30 protein-coding genes and 4 pseudogenes are annotated in these 26,841 nt (G+C 38.6%); 26 read left to right on the top strand and 8 right to left on the bottom strand.

Going from position 1 to position 26,841, the window contains the following annotated elements:
• Positions 1-145 precede the first annotated feature (145 nt).
• The 10 genes and pseudogenes from AOT13_RS12955 (at position 146) to AOT13_RS12910 (ending at position 8,353) form a co-directional block, all read left to right on the top strand.
• The gene (locus AOT13_RS12955) at positions 146-379 is read left to right on the top strand and encodes a hypothetical protein (RefSeq protein WP_157776778.1); all 234 of its coding nucleotides are present in this window, start codon (positions 146-148) and stop codon (positions 377-379) included.
• A 194-nt stretch (positions 380-573) separates the two neighbouring features.
• On the top strand, positions 574-1,815 hold the full coding sequence (locus AOT13_RS12950) for a Zn-dependent hydrolase (protein ID WP_042385956.1): 1,242 nt from the start codon (positions 574-576) through the stop codon (positions 1,813-1,815).
• 157 nt (positions 1,816-1,972) lie between these two features.
• Positions 1,973-2,173 carry a DUF3311 domain-containing protein gene (locus tag AOT13_RS12945; protein WP_003250437.1) on the top strand — a complete coding sequence of 67 codons (201 nt, stop codon included), beginning with the start codon at positions 1,973-1,975 and terminating at the stop codon, positions 2,171-2,173.
• Positions 2,174-2,238: 65 nt separating this feature from the next.
• Positions 2,239-3,609 (top strand): annotated as a pseudogene (locus AOT13_RS12940) (pyridoxal phosphate-dependent decarboxylase family protein).
• Between the two features lie 514 nt (positions 3,610-4,123).
• On the top strand, positions 4,124-4,471 hold the full coding sequence (locus AOT13_RS12935) for an ArsR/SmtB family transcription factor (RefSeq protein WP_013400826.1): 348 nt from the start codon (positions 4,124-4,126) through the stop codon (positions 4,469-4,471).
• Positions 4,472-4,497: 26 nt separating this feature from the next.
• Positions 4,498-5,559 (top strand): ACR3 family arsenite efflux transporter, encoded by a 1,062-nt coding sequence (arsB, locus tag AOT13_RS12930; RefSeq protein WP_013400827.1) that lies wholly within the window; start codon positions 4,498-4,500, stop codon positions 5,557-5,559.
• A gap of 20 nt (positions 5,560-5,579) precedes the next feature.
• Positions 5,580-6,002, top strand: coding sequence for an arsenate reductase (thioredoxin) (gene arsC / locus AOT13_RS12925; RefSeq protein ID WP_003250450.1), 423 nt, complete (start codon positions 5,580-5,582; stop codon positions 6,000-6,002).
• A 157-nt stretch (positions 6,003-6,159) separates the two neighbouring features.
• The gene (locus AOT13_RS12920; RefSeq protein ID WP_013400828.1) at positions 6,160-6,606 is read left to right on the top strand and encodes a MarR family winged helix-turn-helix transcriptional regulator; all 447 of its coding nucleotides are present in this window, start codon (positions 6,160-6,162) and stop codon (positions 6,604-6,606) included.
• A gap of 65 nt (positions 6,607-6,671) precedes the next feature.
• Positions 6,672-7,539: pseudogene (locus tag AOT13_RS12915) on the top strand (permease).
• Positions 7,540-7,552: 13 nt separating this feature from the next.
• A complete protein-coding gene (locus tag AOT13_RS12910) occupies positions 7,553-8,353 on the top strand; it encodes an arsenite methyltransferase (RefSeq protein ID WP_013400829.1) in 801 nt (266 codons plus the stop codon).
• A 265-nt stretch (positions 8,354-8,618) separates the two neighbouring features.
• Here AOT13_RS12910 and AOT13_RS12905 read toward each other — a convergent pair whose 3' ends face one another.
• Together AOT13_RS12905 and AOT13_RS12900 are read right to left on the bottom strand one after the other, a co-directional pair.
• Positions 8,619-8,984 (bottom strand): YybH family protein, encoded by a 366-nt coding sequence (locus AOT13_RS12905; protein ID WP_013400830.1) that lies wholly within the window; start codon positions 8,982-8,984, stop codon positions 8,619-8,621.
• Positions 8,985-9,162: 178 nt separating this feature from the next.
• Positions 9,163-9,744, bottom strand: coding sequence for a LysR family transcriptional regulator substrate-binding protein (locus AOT13_RS12900; protein ID WP_232511601.1), 582 nt, complete (start codon positions 9,742-9,744; stop codon positions 9,163-9,165).
• A 1-nt stretch (position 9,745) separates the two neighbouring features.
• On the opposite strand from AOT13_RS12900, the pseudogene AOT13_RS12895 reads away from it, so the two are divergent.
• The 5 genes and pseudogenes from AOT13_RS12895 to AOT13_RS12875 form a co-directional block, all read left to right on the top strand.
• Positions 9,746-10,144 (top strand): annotated as a pseudogene (locus tag AOT13_RS12895) (sensor histidine kinase); the annotation flags it as partial.
• A gap of 129 nt (positions 10,145-10,273) precedes the next feature.
• A complete protein-coding gene (locus AOT13_RS12890; protein ID WP_003250485.1) occupies positions 10,274-10,855 on the top strand; it encodes a TVP38/TMEM64 family protein in 582 nt (193 codons plus the stop codon).
• A gap of 110 nt (positions 10,856-10,965) precedes the next feature.
• A complete protein-coding gene (locus AOT13_RS12885) occupies positions 10,966-11,943 on the top strand; it encodes a F510_1955 family glycosylhydrolase (RefSeq protein ID WP_042385941.1) in 978 nt (325 codons plus the stop codon).
• 115 nt (positions 11,944-12,058) lie between these two features.
• Positions 12,059-12,790, top strand: a complete 732-nt coding sequence (locus AOT13_RS12880; RefSeq protein ID WP_042385943.1) for an urease accessory protein UreH domain-containing protein — start codon at positions 12,059-12,061, stop codon at positions 12,788-12,790.
• Between the two features lie 58 nt (positions 12,791-12,848).
• Positions 12,849-13,025 (top strand): SHOCT domain-containing protein, encoded by a 177-nt coding sequence (locus tag AOT13_RS12875; protein ID WP_232511526.1) that lies wholly within the window; start codon positions 12,849-12,851, stop codon positions 13,023-13,025.
• 159 nt (positions 13,026-13,184) lie between these two features.
• Here AOT13_RS12875 and AOT13_RS12870 read toward each other — a convergent pair whose 3' ends face one another.
• The 5 genes and pseudogenes from AOT13_RS12870 to AOT13_RS21460 form a co-directional block, all read right to left on the bottom strand.
• Entirely contained in the window at positions 13,185-14,774 is a 1,590-nt protein-coding gene (locus tag AOT13_RS12870; RefSeq protein ID WP_042385947.1) for a multicopper oxidase family protein, read from the bottom strand.
• Between the two features lie 825 nt (positions 14,775-15,599).
• Positions 15,600-15,905 (bottom strand): transposase, encoded by a 306-nt coding sequence (locus AOT13_RS21090; protein ID WP_232511525.1) that lies wholly within the window; start codon positions 15,903-15,905, stop codon positions 15,600-15,602.
• A 2-nt stretch (positions 15,906-15,907) separates the two neighbouring features.
• Entirely contained in the window at positions 15,908-16,126 is a 219-nt protein-coding gene (locus tag AOT13_RS21085) for a transposase (RefSeq protein ID WP_232511524.1), read from the bottom strand.
• Positions 16,126-16,290 carry a winged helix-turn-helix domain-containing protein gene (locus AOT13_RS21465; RefSeq protein ID WP_376699872.1) on the bottom strand — a complete coding sequence of 55 codons (165 nt, stop codon included), beginning with the start codon at positions 16,288-16,290 and terminating at the stop codon, positions 16,126-16,128. The genes AOT13_RS21085 and AOT13_RS21465 overlap by 1 nt, the downstream gene beginning before the upstream one ends.
• A gap of 151 nt (positions 16,291-16,441) precedes the next feature.
• A pseudogene (locus AOT13_RS21460) lies at positions 16,442-16,507 on the bottom strand (hypothetical protein); the annotation flags it as partial.
• A gap of 438 nt (positions 16,508-16,945) precedes the next feature.
• On the opposite strand from AOT13_RS21460, the gene AOT13_RS12845 reads away from it, so the two are divergent.
• The 5 genes from AOT13_RS12845 to AOT13_RS12825 are packed head-to-tail and all read left to right on the top strand — an operon-like array spanning position 16,946 to position 20,194.
• Positions 16,946-17,827 (top strand): NADH dehydrogenase, encoded by an 882-nt coding sequence (locus tag AOT13_RS12845; protein ID WP_042386213.1) that lies wholly within the window; start codon positions 16,946-16,948, stop codon positions 17,825-17,827.
• On the top strand, positions 17,811-18,551 hold the full coding sequence (locus AOT13_RS12840) for a hypothetical protein (RefSeq protein ID WP_042386215.1): 741 nt from the start codon (positions 17,811-17,813) through the stop codon (positions 18,549-18,551). The genes AOT13_RS12845 and AOT13_RS12840 overlap by 17 nt, the downstream gene beginning before the upstream one ends.
• Positions 18,548-19,249, top strand: a complete 702-nt coding sequence (locus AOT13_RS12835) for a hypothetical protein (protein ID WP_042386218.1) — start codon at positions 18,548-18,550, stop codon at positions 19,247-19,249. Before AOT13_RS12840 ends, AOT13_RS12835 begins: the two co-directional genes overlap by 4 nt.
• A 12-nt stretch (positions 19,250-19,261) precedes the next feature.
• Entirely contained in the window at positions 19,262-19,915 is a 654-nt protein-coding gene (locus tag AOT13_RS12830; protein WP_012749282.1) for an ABC transporter ATP-binding protein, read from the top strand.
• 45 nt (positions 19,916-19,960) lie between these two features.
• Positions 19,961-20,194, top strand: coding sequence for an IS3 family transposase (locus AOT13_RS12825; RefSeq protein ID WP_052518214.1), 234 nt, complete (start codon positions 19,961-19,963; stop codon positions 20,192-20,194).
• A 165-nt stretch (positions 20,195-20,359) separates the two neighbouring features.
• On the opposite strand, the gene AOT13_RS12820 is transcribed toward AOT13_RS12825, so the two are convergent.
• Positions 20,360-20,809, bottom strand: a complete 450-nt coding sequence (locus tag AOT13_RS12820) for a hypothetical protein (RefSeq protein WP_042386221.1) — start codon at positions 20,807-20,809, stop codon at positions 20,360-20,362.
• Between the two features lie 418 nt (positions 20,810-21,227).
• On the opposite strand from AOT13_RS12820, the gene AOT13_RS12815 reads away from it, so the two are divergent.
• The 6 genes from AOT13_RS12815 to AOT13_RS12785 all read left to right on the top strand — a co-directional run bounded on the left by AOT13_RS12815 (position 21,228) and on the right by AOT13_RS12785 (position 26,834).
• A complete protein-coding gene (locus AOT13_RS12815) occupies positions 21,228-21,473 on the top strand; it encodes a hypothetical protein (protein WP_042386224.1) in 246 nt (81 codons plus the stop codon).
• A gap of 497 nt (positions 21,474-21,970) precedes the next feature.
• Positions 21,971-22,456, top strand: coding sequence for a sigma-70 family RNA polymerase sigma factor (locus AOT13_RS12810; protein WP_042386232.1), 486 nt, complete (start codon positions 21,971-21,973; stop codon positions 22,454-22,456).
• Entirely contained in the window at positions 22,453-23,517 is a 1,065-nt protein-coding gene (locus AOT13_RS12805) for an anti-sigma factor (RefSeq protein ID WP_042386228.1), read from the top strand. Before AOT13_RS12810 ends, AOT13_RS12805 begins: the two co-directional genes overlap by 4 nt.
• A 500-nt stretch (positions 23,518-24,017) precedes the next feature.
• Positions 24,018-24,875: an aminoglycoside 6-adenylyltransferase gene (locus tag AOT13_RS12795; RefSeq protein WP_045844700.1), complete on the top strand. Its 858-nt coding sequence runs from the start codon at positions 24,018-24,020 to the stop codon at positions 24,873-24,875.
• A 97-nt stretch (positions 24,876-24,972) separates the two neighbouring features.
• A complete protein-coding gene (locus AOT13_RS12790; protein ID WP_013399860.1) occupies positions 24,973-26,142 on the top strand; it encodes an IS256 family transposase in 1,170 nt (389 codons plus the stop codon).
• A 239-nt stretch (positions 26,143-26,381) separates the two neighbouring features.
• Complete coding sequence (locus AOT13_RS12785) at positions 26,382-26,834, top strand: GNAT family N-acetyltransferase (protein WP_042385393.1); 453 nt, start codon at positions 26,382-26,384, stop codon at positions 26,832-26,834.
• Positions 26,835-26,841: the final 7 nt, after the last annotated feature.

Raw genomic sequence — 26,841 nt, 5'->3', positions numbered from 1 at the left:
AAAATTTTTAAAACAATCCGCTCCATCCATAAGTTTTGACAATTTCCTGCTCCCCTCCATGAATACTCTTTATTGAAATTGTATCATGAAAGTGCAAGGGCCCGATAAATGGAAAAACATATTGAACATCAACGGGTATTAGAACGTGTTAAAACGTGGAGGCTGGACCGTGTTGCTGTTATGGATGAAATTAGATGAAACGGGGATTACGATGGAAGGGATTTTTATGGAAAAAACTTATTTGGTGAATGCGGTTCTCATCCGGCTTCCGGTCATCTTTTTTCCGCCGGCTTGCGCCAAACGAATGTGTACTGGTTGGCGTTGGCTTCGATTTTTGTTCTATCCTGAAAATAATCCTCTCACTTTATACTTAGTGTAAGATGGTAATTTAGAAATATTTAACTTTTTGTTCAATGAATGAGATTTACATCATTGATACAATGTAGTCATACTGATTTTCCTATCACCTGATTAAGGCTTGTTTTAAAAACTAGATTTCTTGGTTGGCAATTGCACAAAAGTCGCAAATATATTGCAGGATGATTAAATGATTTTGAAAGGGGAGTACACATGATGGAACAACAAAAATTGTTAATTAATGGTGAGCGGCTGAAAAACACGCTGGAACAATTTGCAAATTTCGGACGTACAGAAAACAATGGAGTAACTCGTTTATCATTGTCTGAAGAAGATAGATTGGCGCGGAATTATTTTTGTTCTTGCTGTGAAAAATTAGACATGTCCATAAAGATCGATGATATGGGGAATATTTATGCAACTTTAGAAGGGATTGAAGACAGGCCGCCAATAGTGATAGGTTCACATTTAGACACTGTGAAAAATGGCGGACGGTTTGATGGAGTCTTAGGAGTGGTTGCTGGTTTAGAAGTGGTACGAACTTTATTGGAAAATAATATTAAACCGCTAATTCCGCTTATGATTGTTAATTTTACAAATGAAGAGGGGGCTAGGTTCGAACCTTCATTGATGGGGTCTGGAGTTCTTTCAGGTAAATTCGAAAAATCTGTCATGCTGCAAAAAACAGATGCTGATGGCATCACTTTTGCAGAAGCATTACATTCGATTGGTTATGCCGGGAAAGAAGAGGCGCGTTTGAAAGAAGCCACTGCTTTTTTAGAATTGCATATTGAACAAGGTCCAATTCTTGAACGGGAATCATGCTCTATTGGTATTGTTGAATGTGTAGTTGGAATGGTGTGCTATGAGATTGAAGTAAGCGGGGAATCTGACCATGCCGGAACTACTCCTATGGACATGAGAAAAGATGCTCTCTTTGCCGCAAACAACTTAATAACGGAAGTAAGACAAAAAATGAGTGTGCTTGATAATGAATTGGTTTATACCATTGGAAGAATGAACGTATTCCCGAACATACACACAGTTATTCCAAATAAAGTTGTCTTCACACTGGAAGCTAGACATAAAAATCCAGCAATTATCAAGCAAGTGGAGGAAATTATCCAAGGGCTTGCGCAGTCATCTTGCACAGAAGGGTGTGAAATCAAAACAAAAAAATTATGGGAGCGAGATACTGTTTGGTTTAATGATCAAATCTGCGATCTGCTAGAACAATCTGCAAAAAAATTAGGCTATTCATATAAAAGAATGGTTAGTGGTGCGGGTCATGACGCTCAATTCATAGCCAGCTATATACCAACTGCCATGGTTTTTGTTCCAAGCATCAATGGAAAGAGCCATAGTGAAGATGAACTTACCACTTGGGAAGATTGTGAAAAGGGAGTAAATGTAATATTGGAGACCATTCTTGCGATGCAAAAAAATTTCAAATCATAAAAACATATTGGTTATAAGAAACCTATTAACGGAAAATCAACCAAATCTGCTGTTGTGAAACAGAAATTTGCTTTGAAACATTTCCTAGACCTATCACATCCAAGCTAACATGGAGATACTTTAACGTAATTTTAATTTAAATACAAGGGGGGATATTTTGAAATATATTAAACTTTTGCTCTGGGTGCCTTTTATAGGATTGTTAGGTTTCTTGCCCTTTGCGAATAGAATAGAGCCATATGTGTTAGGAATGCCTTTTCTTTTATTTTGGGTTGTATTTTGGATGGTACTTTCTTCGCTTATTTTAACGATTGTGTATAGATTGGATCCCGATAATAAAGGGAGTGATCCAGAATGAATATATCGTTAACTATTATTTGCACAAACTAATGCTAATGAATGATCTTGAAATAAGGGTTGATAATGATGAATCTTGATTTTCTCCCTAATAACGCGTTTATTGAGCCAAGTGGGCAAAATATAGACGAAGTTGCCAGCCTGATTAAAACATTTATGGATTTAGTTATAGAAAATTCTGCCAGTTCAGAGCAACGCCCGCCTTTACCTCAAATGGAAAATTATACGTTTGGCGAGTTTCCTGTACAAGGGATTCCAGCTGAAGATATTCTTCTACAATTAAAGGAGATTTTAAGAAATTCAATGAATCCTCTAACCCCTAACTATATCGGACATATGGACTCTATACCAACTCTAATTTCCTGCTTGGGTGAATTTGTAACAACAATGCTTAATAACAACATGCTGAGTCTTGAAATGCCTCCTGTATTTTCCCAAATGGAAGTACAAGTGCTGCGGAACATTGCCCGAATGTTTGGTTACGATGAACAGAGTGGGGGAGTAATGGTAAGCGGCGGAAGTCTTGCGAACTTACAAGCTCTTGCAGTGGCGCGTAATCACCACTTTTCAGTTAAAGAGGAAGGATTAACTGGGTTAATGGAACAACCAGTGATCTTGGCTTCAGAAGCTAGCCACACTTCTCTGCATAAAGCTGCAATGTTACTTGGTTTAGGAACATCTAGTGTAATCGCGGTTAAAACTAATCAAAATTCTCAGATGGATACTTCAGATTTAGAGAAAAAGATTAATAAAATGATTGAAGAAGGAAAACGGCCTTTTGCAGTTGTGACAACGGCTGGAACTACGGTGACGGGTAATATTGACCTTATCTCATCCATTGCAGAAATAACAAAGAAGTATGGACTATGGTTGCATGTGGATGCCGCCTATGGCGGGGCATTGGTTTTTTCTGATAAGCACCGCGCCCGTCTTTCTGGGTATTGAAAAGGCAGATTCTATCACTTTTAACCCTCAAAATGGATGTATGTGACAAAGACATGTGCCATGGTTTTATTTAAGAACCGCGACTTGCTGGAGACGGAATTCCGTATTTCAGCGCCATATATGAATGATACAGATTTTACAAATTTGGGTGAAATAACTGTTCAAGGCACCCGCCATGCGGATATTTTGAAGTTATATTTATCTCTTCAACATATTGGACTAAAGGGTTATGACCAGCTAATAAATGAAGGTTATTTAAGGGCAGAAGAATTTGTAAAACAAGTTAAACAACGCCCCTACTTGGAACTAGCCAGTGAGCCTGACACAAATATATGCTGTTTTAGGGGCAGGCCAAAGAATCTCGATGAGAAGCAATGCGACCAATGGAACATCGAAAAAAGCGGAGATAAAGAAATAGATGGGGTTTCTGTACATACTGATTATGACGGACCAAATCAAGATAGAGTTTTATTTGTGAAGAGGTTCATTTAATTATGGGCTTTTCAACTATTGGATTTCATTGTTCGGTTTGCTTGGTCTCATAAAAGAAGCTCGATCTGCTCATATTAAGGCGTTTTTACATATCAAAAGATAATTAGCCTTTCGGAAAAACATAAAAAACAGGTGAATATTTGTAAATTTTAAAGGATAAAATCTTTGCGATTTATTCATTGAACTTATGTATCGAAACAAATAAAAGAAATTTATGACGAGGAGGAGAGAGGAGATAAGACAAGTTTACTTCCGTCTTCATACTTTCGTTTGAATTGTAAAGATTATGTTAAAGTCGTTTTTTCTCTTGTTTTATATAAGTATATAGTTATATATTTATTAAAGGGAAGGGTAAGTATGGTTACACTACCATATCCATGTCGTGGATATGAAGATGTTATTTAGTGTGAGAAGAACAAAATTGCTAATAAAGGGATTTAGGAGTATCATATTTCATTTTCGTTCATATATAAGTAAATAGCTATATAATTATACAAGAATAGGAGGTGTTCCTGTGCAAAAAACAGTAGTGGAAATAGAAAAAGCATCACACGTTTTAAAGTTGCTAGGTGATAAAACACGTTTAACGATCATGGCAATCTTAAAACAACGTGAATGTTGTGTATGTGAGCTTCTTGAGGTGTTTGACATGAGTCAGCCGGCGATTAGTCAGCATCTTCGCAAGTTAAAAGATGCAGGATTAGTAAAAGAGGATAGGAGGGGGCAGTGGATTTATTATTCCCTCAATCCACAAAGTGAGTTATATGATTTTGTCCAAGATATTCTGCAATATATTCCAGATCAAACAGAAAATATTCGTAAGATTGAGGAAAACAACCCTGCGCTCCGTTGCGGTTGTTAACCTAATAATTACATGAGGAGGGAAAAATGAATAATACGGAGAAAAAACGTCTATCGTTCTTGGATCGATACTTAACGCTTTGGATTTTCCTTGCTATGGCAGCAGGAATTGGCTTAGGATTCGTCTTTCCGGGTTTTGTAGATGCAATAAACAGTTTACAGGTAGGAACGACATCGATTCCAATTGCCATTGGCTTAATTTTAATGATGTATCCTCCGTTAGCAAAAGTTCGCTACGAGGAGATGGGACGCGTCTTTAAAAATGTGAAAGTATTAGTGTTATCGCTCGTACAAAACTGGATTATTGGACCGATTCTTATGTTTTTGTTGGCGATCGTATTCTTGCCGGATAAGCCGGAATACATGGTCGGACTCATCATGATTGGTCTGGCACGTTGTATTGCGATGGTGATTGTCTGGAATGATTTAGCGAATGGAGATAGAGAGTACGCGGCTGGATTGGTGGCGTTTAACTCTGTATTCCAAGTGCTATTTTACTCTGTTTATGCGTATGTGTTTGTGACAATCATTCCAGAATGGTTAGGACTAGAAGGTGCTGTCGTTCATATTACAATGATGGAAGTCGCCAAGTCGGTGTTCATTTACTTAGGAATTCCGTTTCTTGGCGGAATGGTGACGCGCTTTTTGGTGGTAAAAGCAAAGGGCAGACAGTGGTATGAAAAAGTATTCATTCCAAAAATCAGCCCGATTACATTGATTTCTTTATTGTTTACGATTATCGTCATGTTCTCTTTAAAAGGAGACGCTATCGTAAGTTTGCCGTTGGATGTAGTGAGAGTTGCTATTCCATTGTTGATTTACTTTGTGTTGATGTTTTTCGTTTCCTTCTTCATGGGGAAGAAATTTGGAGCGAGCTACCCTGTCACCACCACACTCGCCTTTACAGCTGGCAGTAATAACTTTGAGTTAGCGATTGCCGTAGCTGTTGGCGTGTTTGGGATCCATTCTGGTGCAGCATTTGCAGCAGTCATTGGACCACTTGTGGAAGTGCCTGTCATGATTGCGTTAGTCAACGTGGCACTATGGTTTCAACGAAAATACTTTAAAACAGAATCAGTATCATACTAACAACAGAGGTGGAATAAAACATGAAAAACAAAAAGATCATTTACTTCTTATGCACAGGTAACTCTTGCCGCAGCCAAATGGCAGAAGGATGGGCAAAAAAATATCTTGGCGACGAGTGGGAAGTGTACAGCGCCGGTATTGAAGCGCATGGACTAAATCCAAACGCGGTAAAAGTCATGAAAGAAGCAGGGGTTGACATTTCCAACCAGACATCGGATGTCATTGATCCGGAAATTTTAAATAAAGCGGATTTGGTTGTAACATTATGTGGTCATGCAGCAGACCATTGCCCGGTAACCCCGCCAAATGTGAAACGCGTACACTGGGGATTTGATGATCCGGCAAAGGCGGAAGGAACGGAAGAGGAAAAATTAGCTGTATTCCGTCGCATCCGCGATGAAATCGGCGCGCGCATCAAAAAATTTGCTGAAACAGGCGAATAAAGACTGAATGACAGCCGAGAAGATTCTTCTCGGCTGATTTTATTTAAGTTGATATAATGCTTCATGCAAAACAAAGGGCGATCATTTTCTTTATTTTTTCGAAATAAATAGTTGTAATTTGCAAATAATGTGATATAAATAATATAGAGGTGAAAAAATGGAAAACATTAGAGAGTTGTTTCAAGTGATGACACGTCGTTTCGGATTGTTGAATAAAAATTGCTGTTCTATTGATGCTGTAGATATTTCTCTTGTTCAAAGCCATATTCTTTATGAAATTGACAAAAGAGAATCTCCTTCCATGCAACAAGTGGCTGAAGCATTGGGAATGGATATTACCACGTTCAGCAGACAGATTCAAAATTTAGTGAAAAAGGGATTAGTAAAAAAAACGCCACTTCCGGAAGATCGAAGGGTATACACGTTATCGTTAACCACCGAGGGAAAGTTTATCGCAACAACCATTGATCGAGAAATAAATCGATATTTAGAAGAAGTGTTTTCGCATATGACGGAATTTGAGAAAGAAACAGTGATTCGTTCGATTAAATTGTTGAATGAGTGCATGGCAAAATCGAGTGTTTGTTGTAAACCGTTATTTTGAGGCAAGCGTATTCAGGCTTGCCTATTCGTTAAACAGATATTTGCGTTTTACAAATAAAATAATAAATGAGCATAGCGATTCTTCAAGATTTTCTTTCTATTGCGTTAGAATTAACTCTTTTGTTTTTGGCTATTTCGTTCGTCATTAACTTTCTAGAAGGATATATTCCTTATGATAAAATGTAAAGTTTGTTAACAAAGCACCATCCGTTATTGGGAGCATTGGTTGCTGTCGCGTTTGCCTTTGTGACACCGTTTTGCTCCTGTTCTACGATTCCGGTTGTCGTTTCACTTTTAAATCAGAAAGTCCGTTTTGGTATTGTGATGATTTTTCTCTTTGCATCTCCTGTGCTCGATCCAACCATATTGACACTCATGGCTGCAATACTCGGAGTAAAAGTGGCGATTTCTTATACCATTATCACCACCATTTTATCCATACTGATTGGTTTCACGCTTGAAAAACTCGGATTTGAAAATCAAATAAAGCAAGTAATGGTGAAAGGAGAAGTAGAGATCGGAAAGAGACGAAACATGAGAGAATCTTTACAGGAGACCTTTCACTTAATGAAAACGGTTTATCCATATTTGCTTTTAGGTGCAGGCATTGGAACCATTATTCATGGTACTGTACCGGCAGAATGGATTTCAACCTATATGGGGGGGTGATAAGTGGTGGCTTGTTCCACTTGCAGCAATCATCGGAATTCCTTTGTACATCCGTCTTTCCACAATGATTCCCATTTCGCAAATGTTGATTGCAAAGGGCATGGCATTGGGACCAGTCATGGCGCTGATGATTAGCTCAGCAGGTGCAAGCTTACCGGAGATCACATTATTACACAGTATCTTTCAAAAGAAGCTGGTCTTTGCGTTTGTAGGTTCTGTTATGACGATGGCAACGTTATCAGGATTTTTATTCTATATCATTTAAGGAGTGATAACTTATGAATCACGTTAATAACGATCAAATCCGGCAAAATGTCCGTAGCCGCTATAAGAAAATCGCGCTGCAGGAAGTAAATTCTGGCAGCTGTTGTTCAGCTTCTTCCGGATGTTGTGGTACACCGAATGAGGTATCGGCAAAACTAGGGTACTCGGATGAGGAATTATCTGCCGTGCCAGAAGGAGCCAATCTTGGACTTGGTTGCGGCAACCCGCTAGCAATTGCGGAATTGAAACCCGGAGAAGTGGTGTTGGATCTTGGTTGCGGTGCCGGTTTTGATTGCTTTTTGGCTGCTCGTCAGGTCGGAGAAACCGGGCGCGTCATTGGTGTGGATATGACGCCAGAAATGATCAGCAAAGCACGCAACAATGCTGCCAAGGGCGGCTTTACCAATACGGAATTTCGGTTAGGAGAAATCGAATATTTACCGGTGGCAGATGGTTCGGTCGATGTCATTATTTCCAATTGCGTCATTAACCTTTCCCCAGATAAGCCCCAAGTGTTCAAGGAAGCCTATCGTGTGCTAAAACCAGGAGGGCGCCTTGTCATTTCCGACGTTGTGGCGACAGCAGAACTTCCATCGGAAATCAAAAACAATATGGATGTCTTGTATTCGGGCTGTGTATCAGGAGCAGCATCGATTGGAGAGTTGGAATCCATGTTACAACAGAGTGGATTCACACAGATCACCATTGAACCGAAAGAGGAATCGAAGGAGTTTATCAAAGATTGGATGCCTGGAGCGAACATCGCGGATTACATTGTTTCTGCGATCATTAAAGCAATGAAACGGCATTTTTAATTGCCATTTCATGCATTTTTTACTTGCCAAAAACAAAGATAAGCACATATTAGTTATGTTTAATATGTTCCTACCTTTTATGTTATCTTATTCGATGTACTGTAGTGCTTTAGGATTTTTCAAATGTAGATATACATGAAAAATCCCCTGATGTTTTGATTAAACAGGGGATTTTTCGTTTTTAAAGCCCTTTGGAAAATGAATAAAATATGCATTCCTTATTCAAGTATCGTAGACGTTAGTCCAGCATTAACTGTAATATTTATTAAAAACTGCTTAAATGTTCATGTATTAATTTCCATTCTCCTTTCTCATTCTTAATGAACACATTAGTAGCTCTACCACTCCCCGAAACAAATTCTCCGTTATGATAACCTTCATAATGATATATATAAGTACAAGTTGCAGAATTTTGGTCAACGGTTAACCAATGTACATTGTTTGCGGTATAAACTTCTTCTTTAATGATGTCCCAAGCATTTTCAAAATAGTTTTGGATTTCTTGCATCGTTGTACATGTTTTATCTGTAAACAAAAAAATAGCATTTTCATGTAATACTTTTTTCACATTATTGAAATCATGAGTATTCGTTGCCTCTATGTATTGTTGTAATGCTTTTTTATAATCCATTAATTTAAACCTCCTTAGCAACGGTTCTTTAAATTATTTAAATTTTCATTTAAACCTTTTTACTCTTCTTTCTTGTTCAACTAAGCTGTCTATTAGTGAAATAAGCTTTTGCCCAAAAACAATGATAAATATGCTTCTACCACATAATCCTAATAGTCTAAAAGACAAACATATATTATTAACTCTCCAATAATAGGTTTATCAATTGCTGCATTGATTGTGAAATCCATTTCTTTTTATGGTAAACCAATTGCAAATAAACTTTTATTTCTGGATAAGAAAGGGGAATATAAGCTAATTCTTCTTTTTTTATTTCTTCATCTACAGTCATTAACGGTAAAAAAGCGATTCCAAGACCATATGATACACAACGTTTAATTGCTTCTATGCTTTCTAATTCAATAGAGTATTCAAGTCGTATTGCATGACTGCGATATAAATTTTCTATTATTTCACGATAACTACATCTTTGCTCTGTAATAATTAACTTTTCACCACTTAAATCCTTTATGCTTACATTGCTGAATTGAACCAAATGGTGATCTGGTTTCGCAACTAAAACCAATTGCTCCTCTTTTATTGTGATAAAATTTAAGTCAGGGTCTTCTTGTTTTTGATCAAGTATAATGGCTAAATCATATTTACCCTCTTTTATTCCTTTCAATAAATCTTTACAAATCCCTTTTAGAAGCAACAAGTTGACCTTGGGGTGCTTATTTTTGAAAGCTTGTAAATACGGTGGAAGATAAAAACCTGCAATCGCGTTTCAAGCTAAAAAAATGTCTTTGGTATATCAATGCGAAAAAAACATAACTGTCCATATAGACCAAAAACGTTTTGAGCAAGTGATGATAAATTTGTTAGACAATGCTTTAAAATATGCGGATCAAGGTTCTACCGTCTCTATTGATGCAAGAGCGAAGAAAAACAACATTGTGATTATTGTTTCAGACGCAGGCAGAGGGATCCCTGAAGAGGATTTGCCGCATATTTTTGAACGTTTTTACCGAGTGGATAAATCAAGATCAAGAACCAGCGGCGGAACAGGACTGGGGCTGGCCATCGCCAAGAAAATTGTGGAAGCGCACGGAGGCTCGATTTACGCCGCAAGTGAATATGGAAAAGGAACAAACATGATTATTACATTGCCGGAGGGATGAGCATGTACACGATTTTACTGGTTGACGATGAAAAACGAATGTTAGATTTACTTGATCTTTATCTTTATCTTTCGCCTATAAACCGTTTGGGGCGTAGGATATAAATGGGAGGCATAAGGTAAGAAGAGGATGAAAGAGCAAATCATTACACTATTCAACACATATGAAAATGTTGCTTACCTCATTAGTATCGCTATAAATATTATGATCAGTATTTTAGGGCTTGTTCCAAGCGTTTTTCTCACAGCTGCCAATTTGGCTGTGTTCGGATTTTGGAAAGGCACTTTTTTATCTTTTGCAGGGGAAGCAATTGGAGCAATTATCTCCTTTCTTTTATATCGTAAAGGCTTCAAGAAGCTTTCTGAATCCAAGCTATTTTCTCACCCGAAAGTCAGACGTTTGCTTGATGCAAAAGGGTTAGAAGCCTTTTTTCTTGTTCTATCTTTGCGGCTTCTCCCTTTTGTTCCATCAGGAGCAGTGACCTTTGTTGCAGCGATCGGAAAAACCTCCTTGCTTATCTTTATGATTGCCAGCTCAATAGGGAAGATACCTGCCTTACTTTTAGAAGCCTATTCGGTTTATCAATTAATGAATTGGACATGGCAAGGGAAAGTAATATTAACATTTTTGTCTGTTTTTTTATTCTTATTTACTTGGAAGAAAATCAATCGAAAAAAGGTTCAAATCAACAAAATTGAAAGGGATTTGTAAAGAGTGGCAAATATCATATATATCCAGAGAAACAAACTCCATAAATTCTGCAAATATTTCTGCTATAAAATGTACTACATCTACTTCATATACAAAAAGGGGGATCAGCAATGAAAAAAATGGCGAAAGCTGTGATGATTACATCGGCTATTCTTCTTCTAAGCGCTTGTTCATCATCCAATGAAAAAAAACAGGCCTTTATCAATAGCAAAGAACAAGCAAAATCGAACGTATCTGTTACAAATAATCCTTTCTTTAAAGAAAAGAAAGAAGGAAAGTTCGAACATTTACATGGAATCGGTTATGCAGACAACCAAAATGCGATTTACTTTGCTACACATGAAGGTTTACTCGTTTACCAAAATAATAAGTGGTATGAAACGACTTCCAATAAACATGATTATATGGGCTTTTCTGCAACAGACGATGGATTTTATGCATCGGGACACCCAGAAGAAGGTTCATCTTTAGGAAATCCTCTTGGTCTTGTGAAAAGTTTGGATAATGGACAAACGTTGATGAATCTAGGATTTTATAAAGAATCTGATTTCCATTATATGACAGTTGGCTATAAAAGTCATACGATTTATGTCGTGAACCAAGAAGCAAATAAAACGATCGGACAAGGATTATTCTACAGTAAAGACGACGGCAAAACGTGGTTGCAAAGTCAATTAAACGGCCTGCCGCAAACTGTTGCAGGAACGATTGCTGCCCACCCAACGGACGAAAATATGGTCGGAATTAGTACGCCTGAAGGAATTTTCGTCTCCAAAGATAATGGGAATACGTTTGAACGGTTTACTCGAAAGATCAATACGACGACTTTTGTGTTCCAAGAAAAATCTATTTTATTTGCTGCTGTAGAGAATAATAAGCCTGTACTTATCAAACAATCATTAGACTCAAAACAAGAGGAAGTTCTTTCTGTTCCTGCACTCGATGAAAAAGATCATATCATGTATATGACCTCTAATCCGAAAAATGAGAAGGAAATTGTGATCGCTACCATGAACGGGGATATTTTCATGACCAAAAATAACGGTGAAAGCTGGGCAAGACTAGCATCGAAAGGGAATTTTTTTTAATAAAAGACATGCGAGGGTATGTCTTTTTACTTGCTTAAAATATACCACCCCATAGTTTCTGCAAAATTTATTGCTACAATATAGACATCAGATAGAGAAGAAGGTGAGAAGAAGGATGTATTCGTTCCTGAGTCAAATAAGTAACCTTCTAAGCCAACCATTTCTCAATATTGCAAATAGCACGACAGCTATTCCCATTTTGTCAGCTTTTATTCTTGGTATAGTAGGAGCGGTGGCTCCATGTCAGCTTACTGGCAACTTGGGAGCGATCACATTGTACAGTAATCAGTCCTTGCAAAAAGGGATTGCGTGGAAAGAGTTGTTCCTATTTATTTTGGGTAAAATCATTGCTTTTTCCGGTTTAGGTTTGATTGTCTGGTTTATGGGAAAAGAGATGCAAAGTACACTAACATTGTATTTTCCGTGGTTAAGAAAGCTGATCGGTCCTATTCTCATTCTTGTAGGCCTATACTTGTTAGGGCTTTTTAAAATGTATTGGAACGTAACCTTGTTCAAAATCCCTGAGAGATTTTTAAAGAAAGGAAAAATAGGCTCCTTTTTAATGGGTTTTGGCTTTTCATTAGCTTTCTGTCCAACCATGTTTGTTCTATTTTTTGTTACTCTAATGCCTTTGGTATACTCAACGTCTTATGGAGTGTTATTACCGGGTGTCTTTGCCGTCGGAACCTCTGTACCTGTTATTTTATTCATCCTCATCCTTTGGTACTTAGGATTTAGCGGCACTCTAATGAAAAAAGGGAGACAAGCAGGAAGTTTCGTTCAGAAAGCAGCTGGAATCATGATGATCTTACTTGGCATATTAGACACTATCACTTATTGGTTCTAAAGTTAGAAAAGGGGAAAGTGAAATGGGGATTTTTCATACGATGTTTGGAGGTTGGGCTATGATGATCGGGATGATGTTATTCTGGATTGTATTAATCGCCATTGGTTTTTATCTCTTACATCGTTTTATCAATGACCGCAAAGAAGAGTTATCTCCAATGGAAATATTAAAAATACGATTAGCCAAAGGAGAGATCAATTTAGACGAATTTGAGCAGCTATCCAAAAAGTTATAGTAAAATCCAGTCTTTTTCGTTATATTGAGCACAGGAAATGCGATTTACTACTTTTGTAACGAAAAGTATATCATCTCATTACAAGAAATAAGAGGCTGCCTCAAAAGGTTGCTAAATCGACCTTTTGAAGTCAGCCTTTTTACTTACTACGATAAGTCATTATTCACCTTTATTAGTTATGTCGTTAGGATCTGGTGTATAGTCAGATTTGTAATCTTTATATTTTACTTCTGTGACCATTCCGGCCGAAGCGTGGTGCAAGTCATGGCAATGGAACATCCAATTTCCCGGATTATCCGCTTTAAATGCGACTACATATTCTTCCCCCGGTTTTAAATTCAAGGTATCCTTAATCAATGGAGAACCTGTAATTGGCTTACCATTTTTACTTAATACTTGGAAGAAGTGTCCGTGTAAATGCATAGGATGTAAATCTTTCGGTGAATTGTTCACCAATTTTACTTTTACTAGATCTCCTTTCTTAACATTTACAGGTGCTGTTTCAGGATATGTTTTCCCATTAATCGTGAAGATCATGCCATCTTTGCCCATCGCTGTTCCTAAATCCATTGTGTACTCTACATCATATTTTTGATCTAATGTAAATTGACCTAATTCATGTTTTCCGTATTTTGTCATATCAACGATAGGGAGGTCTTCTTTTGCATTTGCTTTGTCCGTATTGTTTGTCTGGTCTTCGTATTGAATTTTCACTTTCATGCCATCGGTACCTTCCATATCACCATGGCATTCTAATAGCCATTCCCCCGGATTATTGGCGATAAATTCAATATCATAACGTTCACCCGGAGCAATATTTAAAAGTTCGTCTTTGATTGGCTGCGGATCTTTTAACGGCTGCCCGTCTGTTGCGACAATTTTAAACTCATGACCATGCAGGTGGAGTTTGTGGGACATGTATCCTGCGTTTATAAGGCGAAGCCGCACCTTTTCGCCTTTCTTCACTTTTAAAGGTTTGACAGCGGAACCGCTTTTCCCGTTAATCGTGAAAATATCATACATACTCATATCATGGCCCATGCTGCTCATATCCATATGTTGGTTATCCGAGCTATTTCCATGTCCCATATTACTATGATCCATTCCACTCATATCCATATTTCCTTCATCTGGATTGCTCATCCATTCGTCTAACACGAGTGTATAATCTCGATCTACTTTTTCCTCATTCTTAGGTTCTACGATTAATGTGCCGTATAGTCCCTTGTCCACTTGTTTCGCGCTTTCTTGATGGGAATGATAAAAATATGTTCCCGGTACGGTTGCAGTAAATTCATACGTAAAGGTTTCCCCCGGTTTAATTGCGTCCATCGTGACACCCGGAACGCCATCTTGACTATTCGGAACAGGGTAGCCGTGCCAATGAATTGTCGTCGGTTCTGGTAATTCATTTTTAAAATAGATTTTTACTCGATCCCCTTGTTTAATACGGATTTGCGCTCCGGGAACAGATCCATTATACGTGTAGACCGGAAATTTCACTTTATCATTTATTTGTAATAATGCTTCCTTAGCAGTAAGATTAATCTCTTTACTTGATAAAACTTGTGTACTTGTTGCTAAAGGCAGCTGCTCATTGACTTCAGAGGTTTTGGGTGTTTTTTCCTCTTTGGTACTCATGTTTGACATATCGTGTCCTTGCATAGAACTCTGAGAAGCATTATTTGAGCAGGCTGCACCAATAGCAACAACTCCCGCTAAAATGGTTCCAAACAATAATTTCTTCATGTATTTCCCTCCATAAACAAACTAAATGCTAATATCATCATAGAAAATAAATGTGCAAAATTTATGGAGAACAGAGTTATTAAGCAATTTTGCACAAAGTATTCTTATTGCTAATTTGCCGATAGAAGTAACGATGCAAGAACTTGCGAAGGTTGTTGTCATTCCAAATGAAAAAAGTTTTGCGCCTACTGTTTTTAATTTAAAGATGGGATTAGAAAAAATGCTTATTGGATCAGTCCACAGGTTTTTGCGCTCGATATTGACGGAGGGTTGTCGGTTGCTGATGCTGTAAAGAGATGTGAGCAATACGATATCATGCCGAATTTTATTTATACGACATTTCGCTCCACTTCGGATCACGAAAAATTTAGAATGGTTTTCTTGGTAAATGAAAAAATTCATGATATCCGAGTGAGGGAGTTGGTACAACGTTCGTTAATGATACTCCTTTCGGAGGCAGATGTCCAAGCAAAAGATGCTTCAAGACTGTTATTTGGAGGGAAGAAATTGGTCTACGAAGCATATGACAACGTCATAAGCGTTCCTCCAGACTTATTAAATGCAGTTATACTCTACATAAAAGCAGGTTCTAACCCATCACGTGATATGGAACGTTGCTGCTGAAGTGTTGGTATTGATTTAATCAACGGTTATCCCAACTATAAGTTGATTGATGACGATGATGAAGTAGTAGGAGTTTATAAAATTAAATAATTCATAATTTTTGTTATATAAAATATAAATTATGTATTTACAAAATATACCATTTATTATATGATGATTACAAATAATATATACATGCAACATGAAGAGTTAACTTCTCAGTCATCCTGCACACCCTAAGTGCTGCAGCACTTCCTCCGGACGTTCGTGGATGTAGTTGACAAACCGAGTAATGGCTTGAATGATATCGTTGCGGTCCTTGTGAAATACATTGGCAATCACCGTATCTTTCAGCCATTTCCATAAGCGTTCGATCGGGTTCAGCTGTGGCGAATAGGGAGGAAGGTAAATAAAGTGAAAACACTGCCCTTCTTCCCGCAAAAACTCCTTGACCATTTTGGCATGGTGAATGCGGGCGTTATCCAACACCAAGACTATGAGACGGTCCGGATAGCGCTCTTTGAGCATTCTCAAGAAATCCAAGAACGTCGCGGCATTGGCAGCGGTCGTTTGAGAAGCACCGTTTCGCCATCGTGGATGTTGACCGCGCCAAACAGCGATACGTGGGCATGATGGCCGAACGTCGGCACTTGTTTTTGGCGGCCGACTTCCGACCATGTGGACCGCAAGACATGGTAAGAGCGGATATGTGTTTCATCAAGGTACAACAAGACCGAATCAGGATCCATTAAGTTTTTTTTAGGAAGTCGATCTGTTTCTCAAAATTCTTTTGTCGATCCGGATCGCCTTTCGCCAATGTGTAGGCCGGCCGTGTCCACGACAGCCCTTTGCGGTGCAGGAGTTTTCGTAACGCTTCGCGGGAAATGCCAAACACCGAAGTGCTTTTCGACATCGGATTGCAGGAGTTTGGTGTTCCACGCCGAAGCGACGTCCCAGCCCAGTTCCACGGGAGTGGTGGTCAACACAAGCTGTTTGATCTCTTCCTGCTGTTCTTCGGTGAGAAACGGCTCCCGCCCGGGGGCGAAATCCCGATGAAGCAAGATCTCCAGACCGCCTTCGTTGAACAGCGACACATAATGGGAAACGGTTTGTCGGCACACGTTGACCATGGAGGCCACCTCTTTGCCCAAATAGCCTTCCATGATTTGGAGCTGACACGGAATTAGCGAGCGCAAATAAAGCGACGAACAGCCAAAGCAAAGTGGAAAATTCGGTCGTTGGACAAGGATATAAAGCGAATATGTGGATTCAGCAAGGCTCGACGAAAGTGTCGCCAACCGCGCTGAATGTAACGGATAATGACACTCGCTATTTTACTGTAGATCAAAGTGCTGTTGGTAAAAAAGTTTCATTAGTTGCGGAAAAATGCATCCTTCACTTATGTCACTGTTGATATTGCGGGTAAATTCTATCCTGATAAGTGATCGGCTCAAGCGGATATGATCAACTGCATTTTGGAGAGAGAGCCGTTTCCTTCGTCGAGCTATTCCCCTTCGCCACGAAGGTGGCGAAGGGGATCAGCCCCAAAAGATATAGGAGAGGATAGCATGTATGCAGAGTTATTAAAAATGGTCAAGAACAAGAATTTTTACATCGGCGCAGCGTGCCTGCTGTTGCTCGTCATTGGCGCCGTCGTGACGGGGGTGAAAGAATACAACGAATATGTGAAGTTGCTCCAACGAATCTATCATCACAATCAGAATGTTCTCGCCTTGACATCGCCCCACTTCGCATGGATTGGTCTAGGAGGCTATAGTTTTAACGTGCTTTCAGCCTTATACTACTTCCTTTTTCCATTATTGTTATCGATCCCATTAGCGGATTCGATTTATCGAGACCAAAGCAGCGGAAATCTTCATTACCAATTAACGCGAATGGGTAGAGGCGTATATTACCGGAGGAAATTTTTGTTTGCCTATATCAGCGCGTTTTTCTTATTTCTTCTTCCTCTTCTTCTTGGGGTTGTGCTTGTGAACCTTTTGACCAACCATTGGGATTATTCGAGTTTTTCGCATGCATACAGGCAACTCATGGATGGGACGCTGCAGTTGCCGGATAATTCATTTGAGGGGGAAAAGAAAACGCTCTTTTCGTCTTTGCTTGCGATCTCGCCTTACTGGTACATATTCGTTTATTACGTGATCGGGGGGCTATTTGCCGGCGGTTATGTTTGCCTTGGTTTGGCGTTTTCGTTAGTGATGAAGAATCGATATTTGATCACGTTGTTGCCGCAAATCATTTATATGGTTTGTTGGGCGGTGTTGACGATCACGAACAAGTTGGGCTGGGACCCATTTAATTTCTTAGTTCCGTCACAACCAGTAGAAGGACTGTCTTATCATAAAATCGTCATCGTGTTCGCTCTCCAATTCATGATGGCCTTAGGGGTATTTTGGTATGGAGTGAAGAAGAATGAGGATGTTCTGTAAACAGAACTTCGATTTTGTCTGGCAAGATGTGCAGCTGCATCGAACCGTCATCAAAACGGTTCTTGGGGTTATGGCCTTGTTGATGATCGCAGCCGTCCTTCCATGGGGATCGAGCACTATTGCGAAGTGGCATAGCCTAAAAGATTTTGTCTTGCTCTATCGGTATGAATTTTTTCATCTGCCTGCTTTTTTATTTCTTTTAGGTTCAACGCTTCAAACCAATATTTGGATTGTGCTAAGAAGATACCGCACTCGGGGACAGATCGGGATGCATAAAGCGCTATTGGTCATCGTTTTCGCGGGGCTTGTGTCTCTCGTTGTTGCCGTAGTAGGCGGATTATGTACAGCGTTTGTGAAATATGTGGTATATCCAAACATGAAGCACTACCATGCTGTTTTTTTATATGTGCCACACAGTGATGACAAAAGTTCATTCCTTTATTTTCTCTTCATGTACTTTTTTGTCACCACCATATTCGGATTGATTTTTGTGGCACTAACGGATCTTTGGACGAAACGCTTTCTCAGCGTCATGACGGTCATGACGCTGGCCATATTGGATATGTTCACTGCCCGGGTGATTCCTTACGTATTCTACATAAGTGAAAGAGTGTCTCCAGTTTGGACAATGATTTTTTTAGCCTTGATCATCATGATGTTGATCAATATAGTTCGTTTTTCGTCAAACTACAAAAATTATTATGTTCAGGATGATCTCTTATGAAACCGATGTCTTTGGAGTTCACACTCATCAAGGTTGACTTGAAAAGGGTATGGATCACATGCATCCTATTTCCGTTGTTAGGAACGATGATGTCTATCCGATCAGAGGCGTTTTCTTCCAAACACCTATCCGAGTCGCTCGTTCGTTTATTTGGATCGGTGACGATGTCGAATTGGATGTATTGGTTGATGTTTTGTTTCGGATATGTCGTGTTGCTCCAAATCATTTGGAAAACAAGAGATAAATCTTTTGAATATAAACTATGGATCTTGTTGCGGGATACGACGTCGTACACGATGGCCAGGCTGCTGGTTGGCGTTCTGTTTACATTGGTGTATGTGTTGGCGGCGTTTTTGATCGCCAGCGTTTTCGGTCTCTGTGTGTCGCATATGGCTTTTTCGTTTGACCGTTCACTAGTGCTCATGTTCGTTTGCATCGCAGTGAATTTGTATTGGCATGCCAGCGTGTGGATGTTGTTGAAGGTGCATGCGACGAATCACCTGGCGAATGCCATCATTCTCGCTTTGTTTTTTGTAGGCGTAAAGAGGCCGATGGCTTTTGTTCCTTTGTACTACAGCATGGTGGATCTCTTGCGGGGCGGCCCTATGTTGTGGTCGGCTCTGTTCGTGGAGCTCTTGTTGATCGGTGTGTTCGGGTATCTGACGATAAAGAGAGTGAAGAACGCGGATTATATCTAGGAGGTTTGCGATATGAATGCGATCGTCTTGTCCAATGTTTCAAAAACGATAAAAGGGAGAGAAGTTTTGCGCAATATCAACTTAGAGTTGGAGAGAGGAAAGATTTATGGATTCGTCGGGCCGAACGGATCTGGGAAAACGATGTTATTCCGAGTCATAAGCGGACTTGTGAAGCCGTCCAGCGGCACGGTAGCAGTATTTGGCCAGACGTTGCATAAAGACGTATCGTTTCCGAGCGATATCGCAGTTTTGTTGGAAAAACCAGGTTTCCTTGAACAATACTCAGGATTCGATAATTTAAATTTTTTAGCCATGATTCAGAAAAAAATCGGAGAGAGTGAGGTGAAAGAGGCGATCGAGAGAGTGGGATTGGATCCGCATGATAAAAGGCCGGTGAAGGCGTATTCTCTCGGAATGAGACAAAGACTGGCCATCGCGCAGTGCATTATGGAGAAGCCGCAACTTATATTGCTCGATGAACCAATGAATGGCCTGGATGAAAAATCTGTAGACAAGGTGTATGAGATTATCAGGGAAGAAAACAAAAGGGGCTGCACGATTTTATTGACGTCTCACAACAAGGTGGACATACAGTCATTATGTCACCAAGTGTATTCGATGAATGAAGGGGCGATTACTGGTATGACCCATATGACTGTAGGATGATCTATAATGCGCGTTATGTAAAAATTCGCGAGGGGTGCGATCATCTTGAACAAGCAACTGTACGAAGTGCCGCTCCGGTGTTCATTGGACAATCAAAAAGAGGAATGTCTAGGGAGAATGGTGTTTGATCGCTATGAAGAGGCTTATCAAGCTGTGGTGGAGTATATGCGATTTTATAACGAACGGAGGATTCATTCAAGCATTCTCGATCTTCCGCCGCATGAATTTTACAAAAAAGCGCAAACGGAAGCGTTAATAATTAAAGAAATTCGAGTATAAGGCAAGAGGGATTTGATCTTTCTTGCCAAGAAAAAATGAGAAATTTTAAGAATAACCTAAAATAAGATAGGATGTGTCCAAAATTAGGGGGTCAATCCGTTATTCCAAGCGTTTGAAACTAAAATTATATTGACTTGTTCAATTAAGACTGTTACTAAAAGGTTACTACCGTACTTCAATTACAAAGGCATAACTTGAATCTCCCTTTTCCCATCTCGCTGAAACATCATACACATATACACCTTTTTCTTTTGGTAATAGTATCACATTATCATTTATTGGAACATTTTCTGTTTTTTCATTTGTAAGCCATCTATTTACTACTAATGTATTTTCTTTAGGCTCATCTTTGAATTCTATTTTCAATTGGGAATCTGGTGGTACAACCACAGGTTTTAGTTCTTGATTTTTAATGAGTTCTGGCGGAGAACTTGTATCGGCACAAACAGAATTAAGTAATCCATTCCAACAATACGAACCTTGTGCCACTTCTACCTTTTTTTCTCCAACAGTTATGGTTGGTAAAGGTGGTTTAGCACTAAATAGTCCAGTAACAAAATTCCCCTCAATGCCTAACGCAATTAATACTAATAATGTAATTAAAAACTTTTTCATACACTTCCCCCTCGTGGGTTAATTTTCCCTTTGCTAACTTTCTGAGCAATCTATATATTCAGTTTAACATAAAATACCAAAATCATTAAAAAGGATTTAGTCAAAAAATATTGATATTTCAGCGAAAAATAAAAAAACAAATCGTATACTGATTTGGTCTTATAAAATATCAAATCCCTTAAGGTTATTGCATATAGATTATTTCTTTTAAATCAAATTGTTTTTTTGCAATGCCTAATTTCATCAGAACTCAAGACATCGCTAAAAGTATGAAAGCGGATGTGACACAATTAAAATGTGAAGATGATATGGTATACAGAACGTAACAAGAAGGATGCTAAAAATGAAATCGAAAACGAACAATAAAAAGTGGTCATTTTGAATCGATCGATAAACTGCATTCATACGGAGGCTTCTAATGAACAGGAATAAAGACAAGAAAGAAACTAAGAAAAAAGAGGAACAAACACAACAAACAAGTAATGAGGATAACGTCATACGGGAACTTGAAGAAGAATTTAATGCTGATATTCGGAAAGGACAGTTTGCTGCTGTCCTTTTTATCCCCTTAAATCGGCATGTTGCAAGTCCGATTTTTCCACCTGAACGTTTGTCCTCAGTCTCCCCCTCATTCATTTATTATCTAAATCACCCATTTTCATGAAAAAACATTTTCTAAACTTGACAAAAAAATGAAGGTAAAATATGATACATAAATATGAACATATGCTCATATATAATAAATAAAGTGAGGGAAATCCTCACGAGATGGAAGACCATTCTTTCCTAAAAGCGGAACTGGCATACCTGTTTTTTCTTTTAGCCCCACAAAAGACAGCTTAAAATTCTGCAAAACATTCTTGCTTCCTCGAATACGCTCCTCATTTCATACGAATCAAAATCCTCTTCATTTGATCGCTTCACTAATAAAAATAACCTTATCCATTGTCCAAGAGGGCTATCATAAAAGTCTAGCGGTAACCGCTTTATATAGAGGTAATTAAAGTATGTATGGGTGCTGTTTCAAAATGATATCCGATGATCTTTCTGATTATTTCATAAAAAATTTTGGAAAAACAGAAACATTTTTGTTTTTTATGCGTCTTTTATAGCGGAAGGAGGGTGGAAACCATTGCCAATAATTTCGAGTTCGATATACTTATGCGCTTGTATTCCAAATCCCTTTTTCGCTATCTGTACAGATTAACGAATGATTATCATTTAGCAGAGGATCTCCTGCAGGAAACATTTTATAAGGTTTATTTACATGTAAGCGGCATAAGCGAAATAGCACAAATAAAGTCATGGCTTTACCGGATCGCTTATAATACCTTCATCGACCACTGCAGAAAAGCAAAAAAGATGCAGCTTGTACAAGTGGATGATTTCTTTGCGTCGTTAAAGCTAGATCCATTATTAGAAACGGAAAACGCGTTTTTGCAAAAATATGAGCTGGAGTTGATTTATAAACATTTGTCCAACATGAAAGAACTGCAACAAAAAGCCATTATGCTCATCGATTTAAAAGGATTTAGCTACAAAGAAGCGGCGGAGCTGTTAAACGTAAAACTCCCTTATTTAAAAAGCCTTGTGTTTCGGGGCAGGCGGGAATTAGAAAAACGATTACGCAATGAGGTGAAGGGATGAGAAAAGACGAGTTAAAACCATTATTGCAGAAATATCAAAATGGCACACTAAACAAAGAGGAAGAGCAGAAAATAGAGGAGCTTCTTGAAAGTTTTGACGTATACCATGAATTTCTCCATGAAACCCTTCATGATGAAGGGATGAAGGAAGCCGATCTCGCAAAAATGATGAAAAAGGCCCAACAAAAATTCTTTTTTAGAAATACGCTGCTTGTTGTATCGTTTATACTCACGATTGTTCCCTTATTGACTATGTTTACTTTTGTTTATTACGGCTGGGGGCGAGAGCATAACAGAGGGAACGAATTTATTGAAACCATTCAAACGGTGAGTGAAATGACAGCGCCAAATGTGTATGTAGATTACGATACAGTGGATGATGAGATCAAACCTTTTACTATGATTGTCACGACCGACAAATATAAATGGATGGATGATAAAAAAATTTATCTAGGCAAGGATACTTACAAACTATTTTTCAATAATGTGTTTGCTAAAGAATCGAATTATCGAGCGATTGGGTATTCGATTCATCACATTGGAATCAACTTTATTCATCCGAAAGCCAAGTACTTTTTACCTGACGAACGAAGAAAAATTGAATCTCTCCCGGGCGATTGGCCGGTTGAAATCTATATTTCCCTGAATCAGTCCTATTCCTTAAAAGAAATAAATGAAAAATTCAAAGGATATCATATGACATGGCTTGCGTTGGACACAGGTGTAGAGGAACAGATGAGGAATGATTTAGATTTCATCCAAACACCAGCAATTGGCTTTCCGTACAAAAAAGTGCATGTAAATTCTGTATTCAATCGCTCGTTTACTGATTACGAAGAAGTAATCAAAGGGCTCGAGCTATTGAGCAAAAACGAAAAATGGGCAACACAACTAACGGAATACAAAGACTTAAAGATGGCCGAGCGACTAAAATGGGTGAAAAAGCATAAAGAATTGAAGATTTATGGAATCGCTATGACAGGAACCGCCAAAGATGTTTTGTCTCTAGAAAAGATGAAGGAAGTCAACGTGATTCGATTAGGTCAGATCCATTTGCCATAGCAAAGGGGGAATAGTCGAAAATGAGAATGGTAAGAATCAATATGCTAAATACATTGGTGGCTATATTTTTGCTTATTTTGTTAAATGTGCAAATTATAGCGGAGATTCCCGTTTTTGATATCAGTTTCATTTGGATCTCATTGTTCGGAATGCTCATATGCTTGCTTGGCCTCCTAAAAGAAGATCGATTCTACTCCTATTTAGGCGGCATCCTTCACTTCATCCTAATCATTTCTTGTATGGGAATGATTTGGTTTGGCTTAGGAATTAACTATCAGCCATAAGAAAACTCATGGAAATCACCAACTGAACTGTCACCTTGCAAATTCACATGTTAAAATTCATATTTCCATCTGGTAAAACAGAAAGTTTCGATATTTTATTTTGTCTACTTGACAGGGGTAAGACCACAAAGAGTTCTCAACATCGAAAAACCGACGGGGAGAGTCATTCACCACTCGTATTGAGGATAAAGGTAGGAAAGGGTGACATATGTGAAAATGAGAACAGAACAAGAAATGTTGGATTTAATCATAACATTTGCTGAGCAAGATCATCGTATACGTGGAGTGCTAATGAACGGTTCTCGTGTAAATCCAAACATAAAAAAAGATATATTTCAAGACTATGATATTGTATATTTAGTTACAAGTGTTGAACCATTTAAAGATGAAAACTATATTTTGTCTCACTTTAGGGAAGTAATGCTTATGGAAAAACCCGAAGATAAAATTTTTCCACCTCCCATTGGCGATGGTCGTTATACATATTTAATGCAATTTATGGATGGAAACCGAATTGATATGCATTTTATTCACATAAGTAAAGTGGATGAACTAATTAAGGATAGTTTAACAAAGGTTTTACTAGACAAAGACCACAATATTCCAGATATCCCACCTCCAAGTGAACAAAGTTATCTTATAAAAAAACCAACGGAAAAATTATATAACGATTGTTGTAATAGTTTTATATGGGGATTAGTATCTCATATTCCAAAAACCATTTGGAGACAAGAATTACCATTGTTAATGCGTTTAATAGATATTGTTTTACGTGAGCCATTAATTCAAATGCTTGAATGGTATGTAGGGATTAAAACAGATTATAAATACTCGATTGGAAAAGGAGGAAGACGCTTAAAAAAGTTCTTGGAGCCTGAAATTTGGAATGACTTTGAGAAGACATATACAGATGCTAATTATGATAATATCTGGAATTCATTATTCTTATTCCATGACTTATTCAAAAAAACTGCTGAATATGTTGGGCAAGTATATGGTTTTCAGTTTCCTGAAGAAGAGTGTAAAAGAGCACTAAAGTTTCTAAAACACGTAAAAGAATTGGATGATGTATAAAATTTTGTGTAAAGCATTTTGCTAGAACAAAAGAAAAAAGGTAGGGTATTCTCTGATTTGGACCACAACACATTCCAGAGAAAGGAGTACCCTACCTATGTCTAAAAGAAGTATACCGAATGTCGACTGGGCAAATCAACTGGAAAATGCCATTCGTCAGTTTGTAAAAGAAAAATTAGAACTGATTATGCGGGAAGAAATCAAAAATTTCCTCGAAATCGAACAGGCTGGAACACCGAATATGAGAAACGGCTACTATCAGCGAAATCTAGATACGCAATATGGCCGGATTGAGGGTCTTTTGGTTCCAAGAGACCGAAACGGGGAATTTCAAACACAGTTGTTTGCCCCTTACCAACGGCACACCGGCTGGCTGGAGGAAGCAATCATTAGGATGTATCAAAGTGGCATGAGTACACGGGAAATTGGCAAGTTTATCGAACGAATTCTAGGAAGCACCTATTCTCCTGCGACGATCAGCCGGATTACCGATGTCGTGAAGGAAGACATCGAGAAATGGCACGCTCGTCCACTACACCAACGTTATTCGGTCTTATATTTGGACGGCTTGTACGTGAAACTTCGCCGGGATACGGTAGAGAAAGAAGTTATTTATGTGGTATTAGGGGTGAACGAAGAAGGGTATCGTGAAATTCTTGATTTCTTCGTAGGAGGACAAGAAAGCGCCTATGTATGGCAGGAGATTCTCCAACAGCTCTACCAAAGAGGCGTCAAGGAAGTGCTTCTTGGCGTCTTCGATGGCCTTCCGGGGCTGGAGGAAGCCTTTAAGGCGGTTTATCCGAAAGCCGATGTGCAGCGCTGTGTCGTGCACAAAGTCCGCAACACCCTCAGCCGTGTTCGGAAAAAAGATCAATTCGAAATGGCGGAGGACCTGAAACTCATTTATCGTTCTCCGAATAAAGAAATCGCATTGGAGATGTTTCAACAGTTTCAATCCAAATGGTCTCACAAATACCCAAGGGAAGTCCAATCGTGGGCCAATGAGTTGGATGTTCTTCTCACCTTTATGGACTATCCAAGCAGTATTCGAAGTGTGATTTACACGACCAATGCCATCGAACGAACGATCAAGGAGATTCGGAAACGTCTAAAGCCGATGAACAGTTTGAGCAGTTTAGAAGCCGCTGAAAAAGTCGTATATTTGACCGTTCAAGATTTTAACGAGAAATGGGCAGAACGAAAGTTGCGAGGATTTGCCGAAGCGCAGGAAGCCCTCGAGCGAATGTTTGAAGAACGTTATCATTAACCAAATAATGTAAATAGATGAGATGAGGGGATTCTCCCTTTCCCCCTCAAGAGACTGAATATTCAGTCCCCTGGGGGGGAACCAGCCCCCCCTCTATTCCAAATCTATTTCAGAGATACCCTATCTATCTTACATTACACAAAATTCTTGACGGTACCAAGAATTGCCGCAAGATGCAAAATCAATTTTTTAAGGTTAAATTCCTTTATACATAAAGATACAAATGGAGGGGAAAAGAGATGGGGGATTTAGCTATAAGAACAGCTAATCGAGAGGATATTCCGCAACTTTTAAATTTAATGTATCAATACATTGTGGATTTTTATAAAAGACCTAAACCAACGGAAGAGTCACTGAAAGGATTGATACAGCATCTATTGGATAACCCCGCTAGTGGAATACAATTTGTTGCAGAACAAGATGGAAAATTATTAGGTTTTGCAACCTTGTATTTCTCCTTTAGCACTCTTCAGGTGAAAAAAATGGCTATTTTAAATGACTTGTTTGTGATACCAGAAGCAAGAGGGCAAAAACTAGGCGAGAAACTGTTTCAAACATGCTTGTCTTATATAAGAGAGAATGATTTTGCCTACATGACATGGGAAACTGCAAAGGATAATTTAGTTGCTCAATCTCTTTACAACAAAATGGGTGGTCAATTGTCTGAATGGTTAGTTTATGAAATCAGTTAGTGTATAT

It is taken from the genome of Parageobacillus thermoglucosidasius, from assembly GCF_001295365.1.
In the GTDB taxonomy this organism is placed as follows: Bacteria; Bacillota; Bacilli; order Bacillales; family Anoxybacillaceae; genus Parageobacillus; species Parageobacillus thermoglucosidasius.
Note: the sequence above shows the minus strand (reverse complement) of the source record. Positions and strands in the feature narration are given on the sequence as shown.

Bases quoted from the DNA above. Each gene is read 5' to 3' on its own strand.
- AOT13_RS12950 (WP_042385956.1), top strand. From the start codon at position 574: ATGGAACAACAAAAATTGTTAATTAATGGTGAGCGGCTGAAAAACACG.
- arsB (WP_013400827.1), top strand. From the start codon at position 4,498: ATGAATAATACGGAGAAAAAACGTCTATCGTTCTTGGATCGATACTTA.
- arsC (WP_003250450.1), top strand. From the start codon at position 5,580: ATGAAAAACAAAAAGATCATTTACTTCTTATGCACAGGTAACTCTTGC.
- AOT13_RS12920 (WP_013400828.1), top strand. From the start codon at position 6,160: ATGGAAAACATTAGAGAGTTGTTTCAAGTGATGACACGTCGTTTCGGA.
- AOT13_RS12910 (WP_013400829.1), top strand. From the start codon at position 7,553: ATGAATCACGTTAATAACGATCAAATCCGGCAAAATGTCCGTAGCCGC.
- AOT13_RS12905 (WP_013400830.1), bottom strand. From the start codon at position 8,984: ATGGATTATAAAAAAGCATTACAACAATACATAGAGGCAACGAATACT.
- AOT13_RS12890 (WP_003250485.1), top strand. From the start codon at position 10,274: ATGAAAGAGCAAATCATTACACTATTCAACACATATGAAAATGTTGCT.
- AOT13_RS12885 (WP_042385941.1), top strand. From the start codon at position 10,966: ATGAAAAAAATGGCGAAAGCTGTGATGATTACATCGGCTATTCTTCTT.
- AOT13_RS12880 (WP_042385943.1), top strand. From the start codon at position 12,059: ATGTATTCGTTCCTGAGTCAAATAAGTAACCTTCTAAGCCAACCATTT.
- AOT13_RS12875 (WP_232511526.1), top strand. From the start codon at position 12,849: ATGATGATCGGGATGATGTTATTCTGGATTGTATTAATCGCCATTGGT.
- AOT13_RS12870 (WP_042385947.1), bottom strand. From the start codon at position 14,774: ATGAAGAAATTATTGTTTGGAACCATTTTAGCGGGAGTTGTTGCTATT.
- AOT13_RS21090 (WP_232511525.1), bottom strand. From the start codon at position 15,905: ATGCTCAAAGAGCGCTATCCGGACCGTCTCATAGTCTTGGTGTTGGAT.
- AOT13_RS21085 (WP_232511524.1), bottom strand. From the start codon at position 16,126: ATGGATCCTGATTCGGTCTTGTTGTACCTTGATGAAACACATATCCGC.
- AOT13_RS21465 (WP_376699872.1), bottom strand. From the start codon at position 16,290: ATGTCGAAAAGCACTTCGGTGTTTGGCATTTCCCGCGAAGCGTTACGA.
- AOT13_RS12845 (WP_042386213.1), top strand. From the start codon at position 16,946: ATGTATGCAGAGTTATTAAAAATGGTCAAGAACAAGAATTTTTACATC.
- AOT13_RS12840 (WP_042386215.1), top strand. From the start codon at position 17,811: ATGAGGATGTTCTGTAAACAGAACTTCGATTTTGTCTGGCAAGATGTG.
- AOT13_RS12835 (WP_042386218.1), top strand. From the start codon at position 18,548: ATGAAACCGATGTCTTTGGAGTTCACACTCATCAAGGTTGACTTGAAA.
- AOT13_RS12830 (WP_012749282.1), top strand. From the start codon at position 19,262: ATGAATGCGATCGTCTTGTCCAATGTTTCAAAAACGATAAAAGGGAGA.
- AOT13_RS12820 (WP_042386221.1), bottom strand. From the start codon at position 20,809: ATGAAAAAGTTTTTAATTACATTATTAGTATTAATTGCGTTAGGCATT.
- AOT13_RS12815 (WP_042386224.1), top strand. From the start codon at position 21,228: ATGAACAGGAATAAAGACAAGAAAGAAACTAAGAAAAAAGAGGAACAA.
- AOT13_RS12810 (WP_042386232.1), top strand. From the start codon at position 21,971: ATGCGCTTGTATTCCAAATCCCTTTTTCGCTATCTGTACAGATTAACG.
- AOT13_RS12805 (WP_042386228.1), top strand. From the start codon at position 22,453: ATGAGAAAAGACGAGTTAAAACCATTATTGCAGAAATATCAAAATGGC.
- AOT13_RS12795 (WP_045844700.1), top strand. From the start codon at position 24,018: ATGAGAACAGAACAAGAAATGTTGGATTTAATCATAACATTTGCTGAG.
- AOT13_RS12790 (WP_013399860.1), top strand. From the start codon at position 24,973: ATGTCTAAAAGAAGTATACCGAATGTCGACTGGGCAAATCAACTGGAA.
- AOT13_RS12785 (WP_042385393.1), top strand. From the start codon at position 26,382: ATGGGGGATTTAGCTATAAGAACAGCTAATCGAGAGGATATTCCGCAA.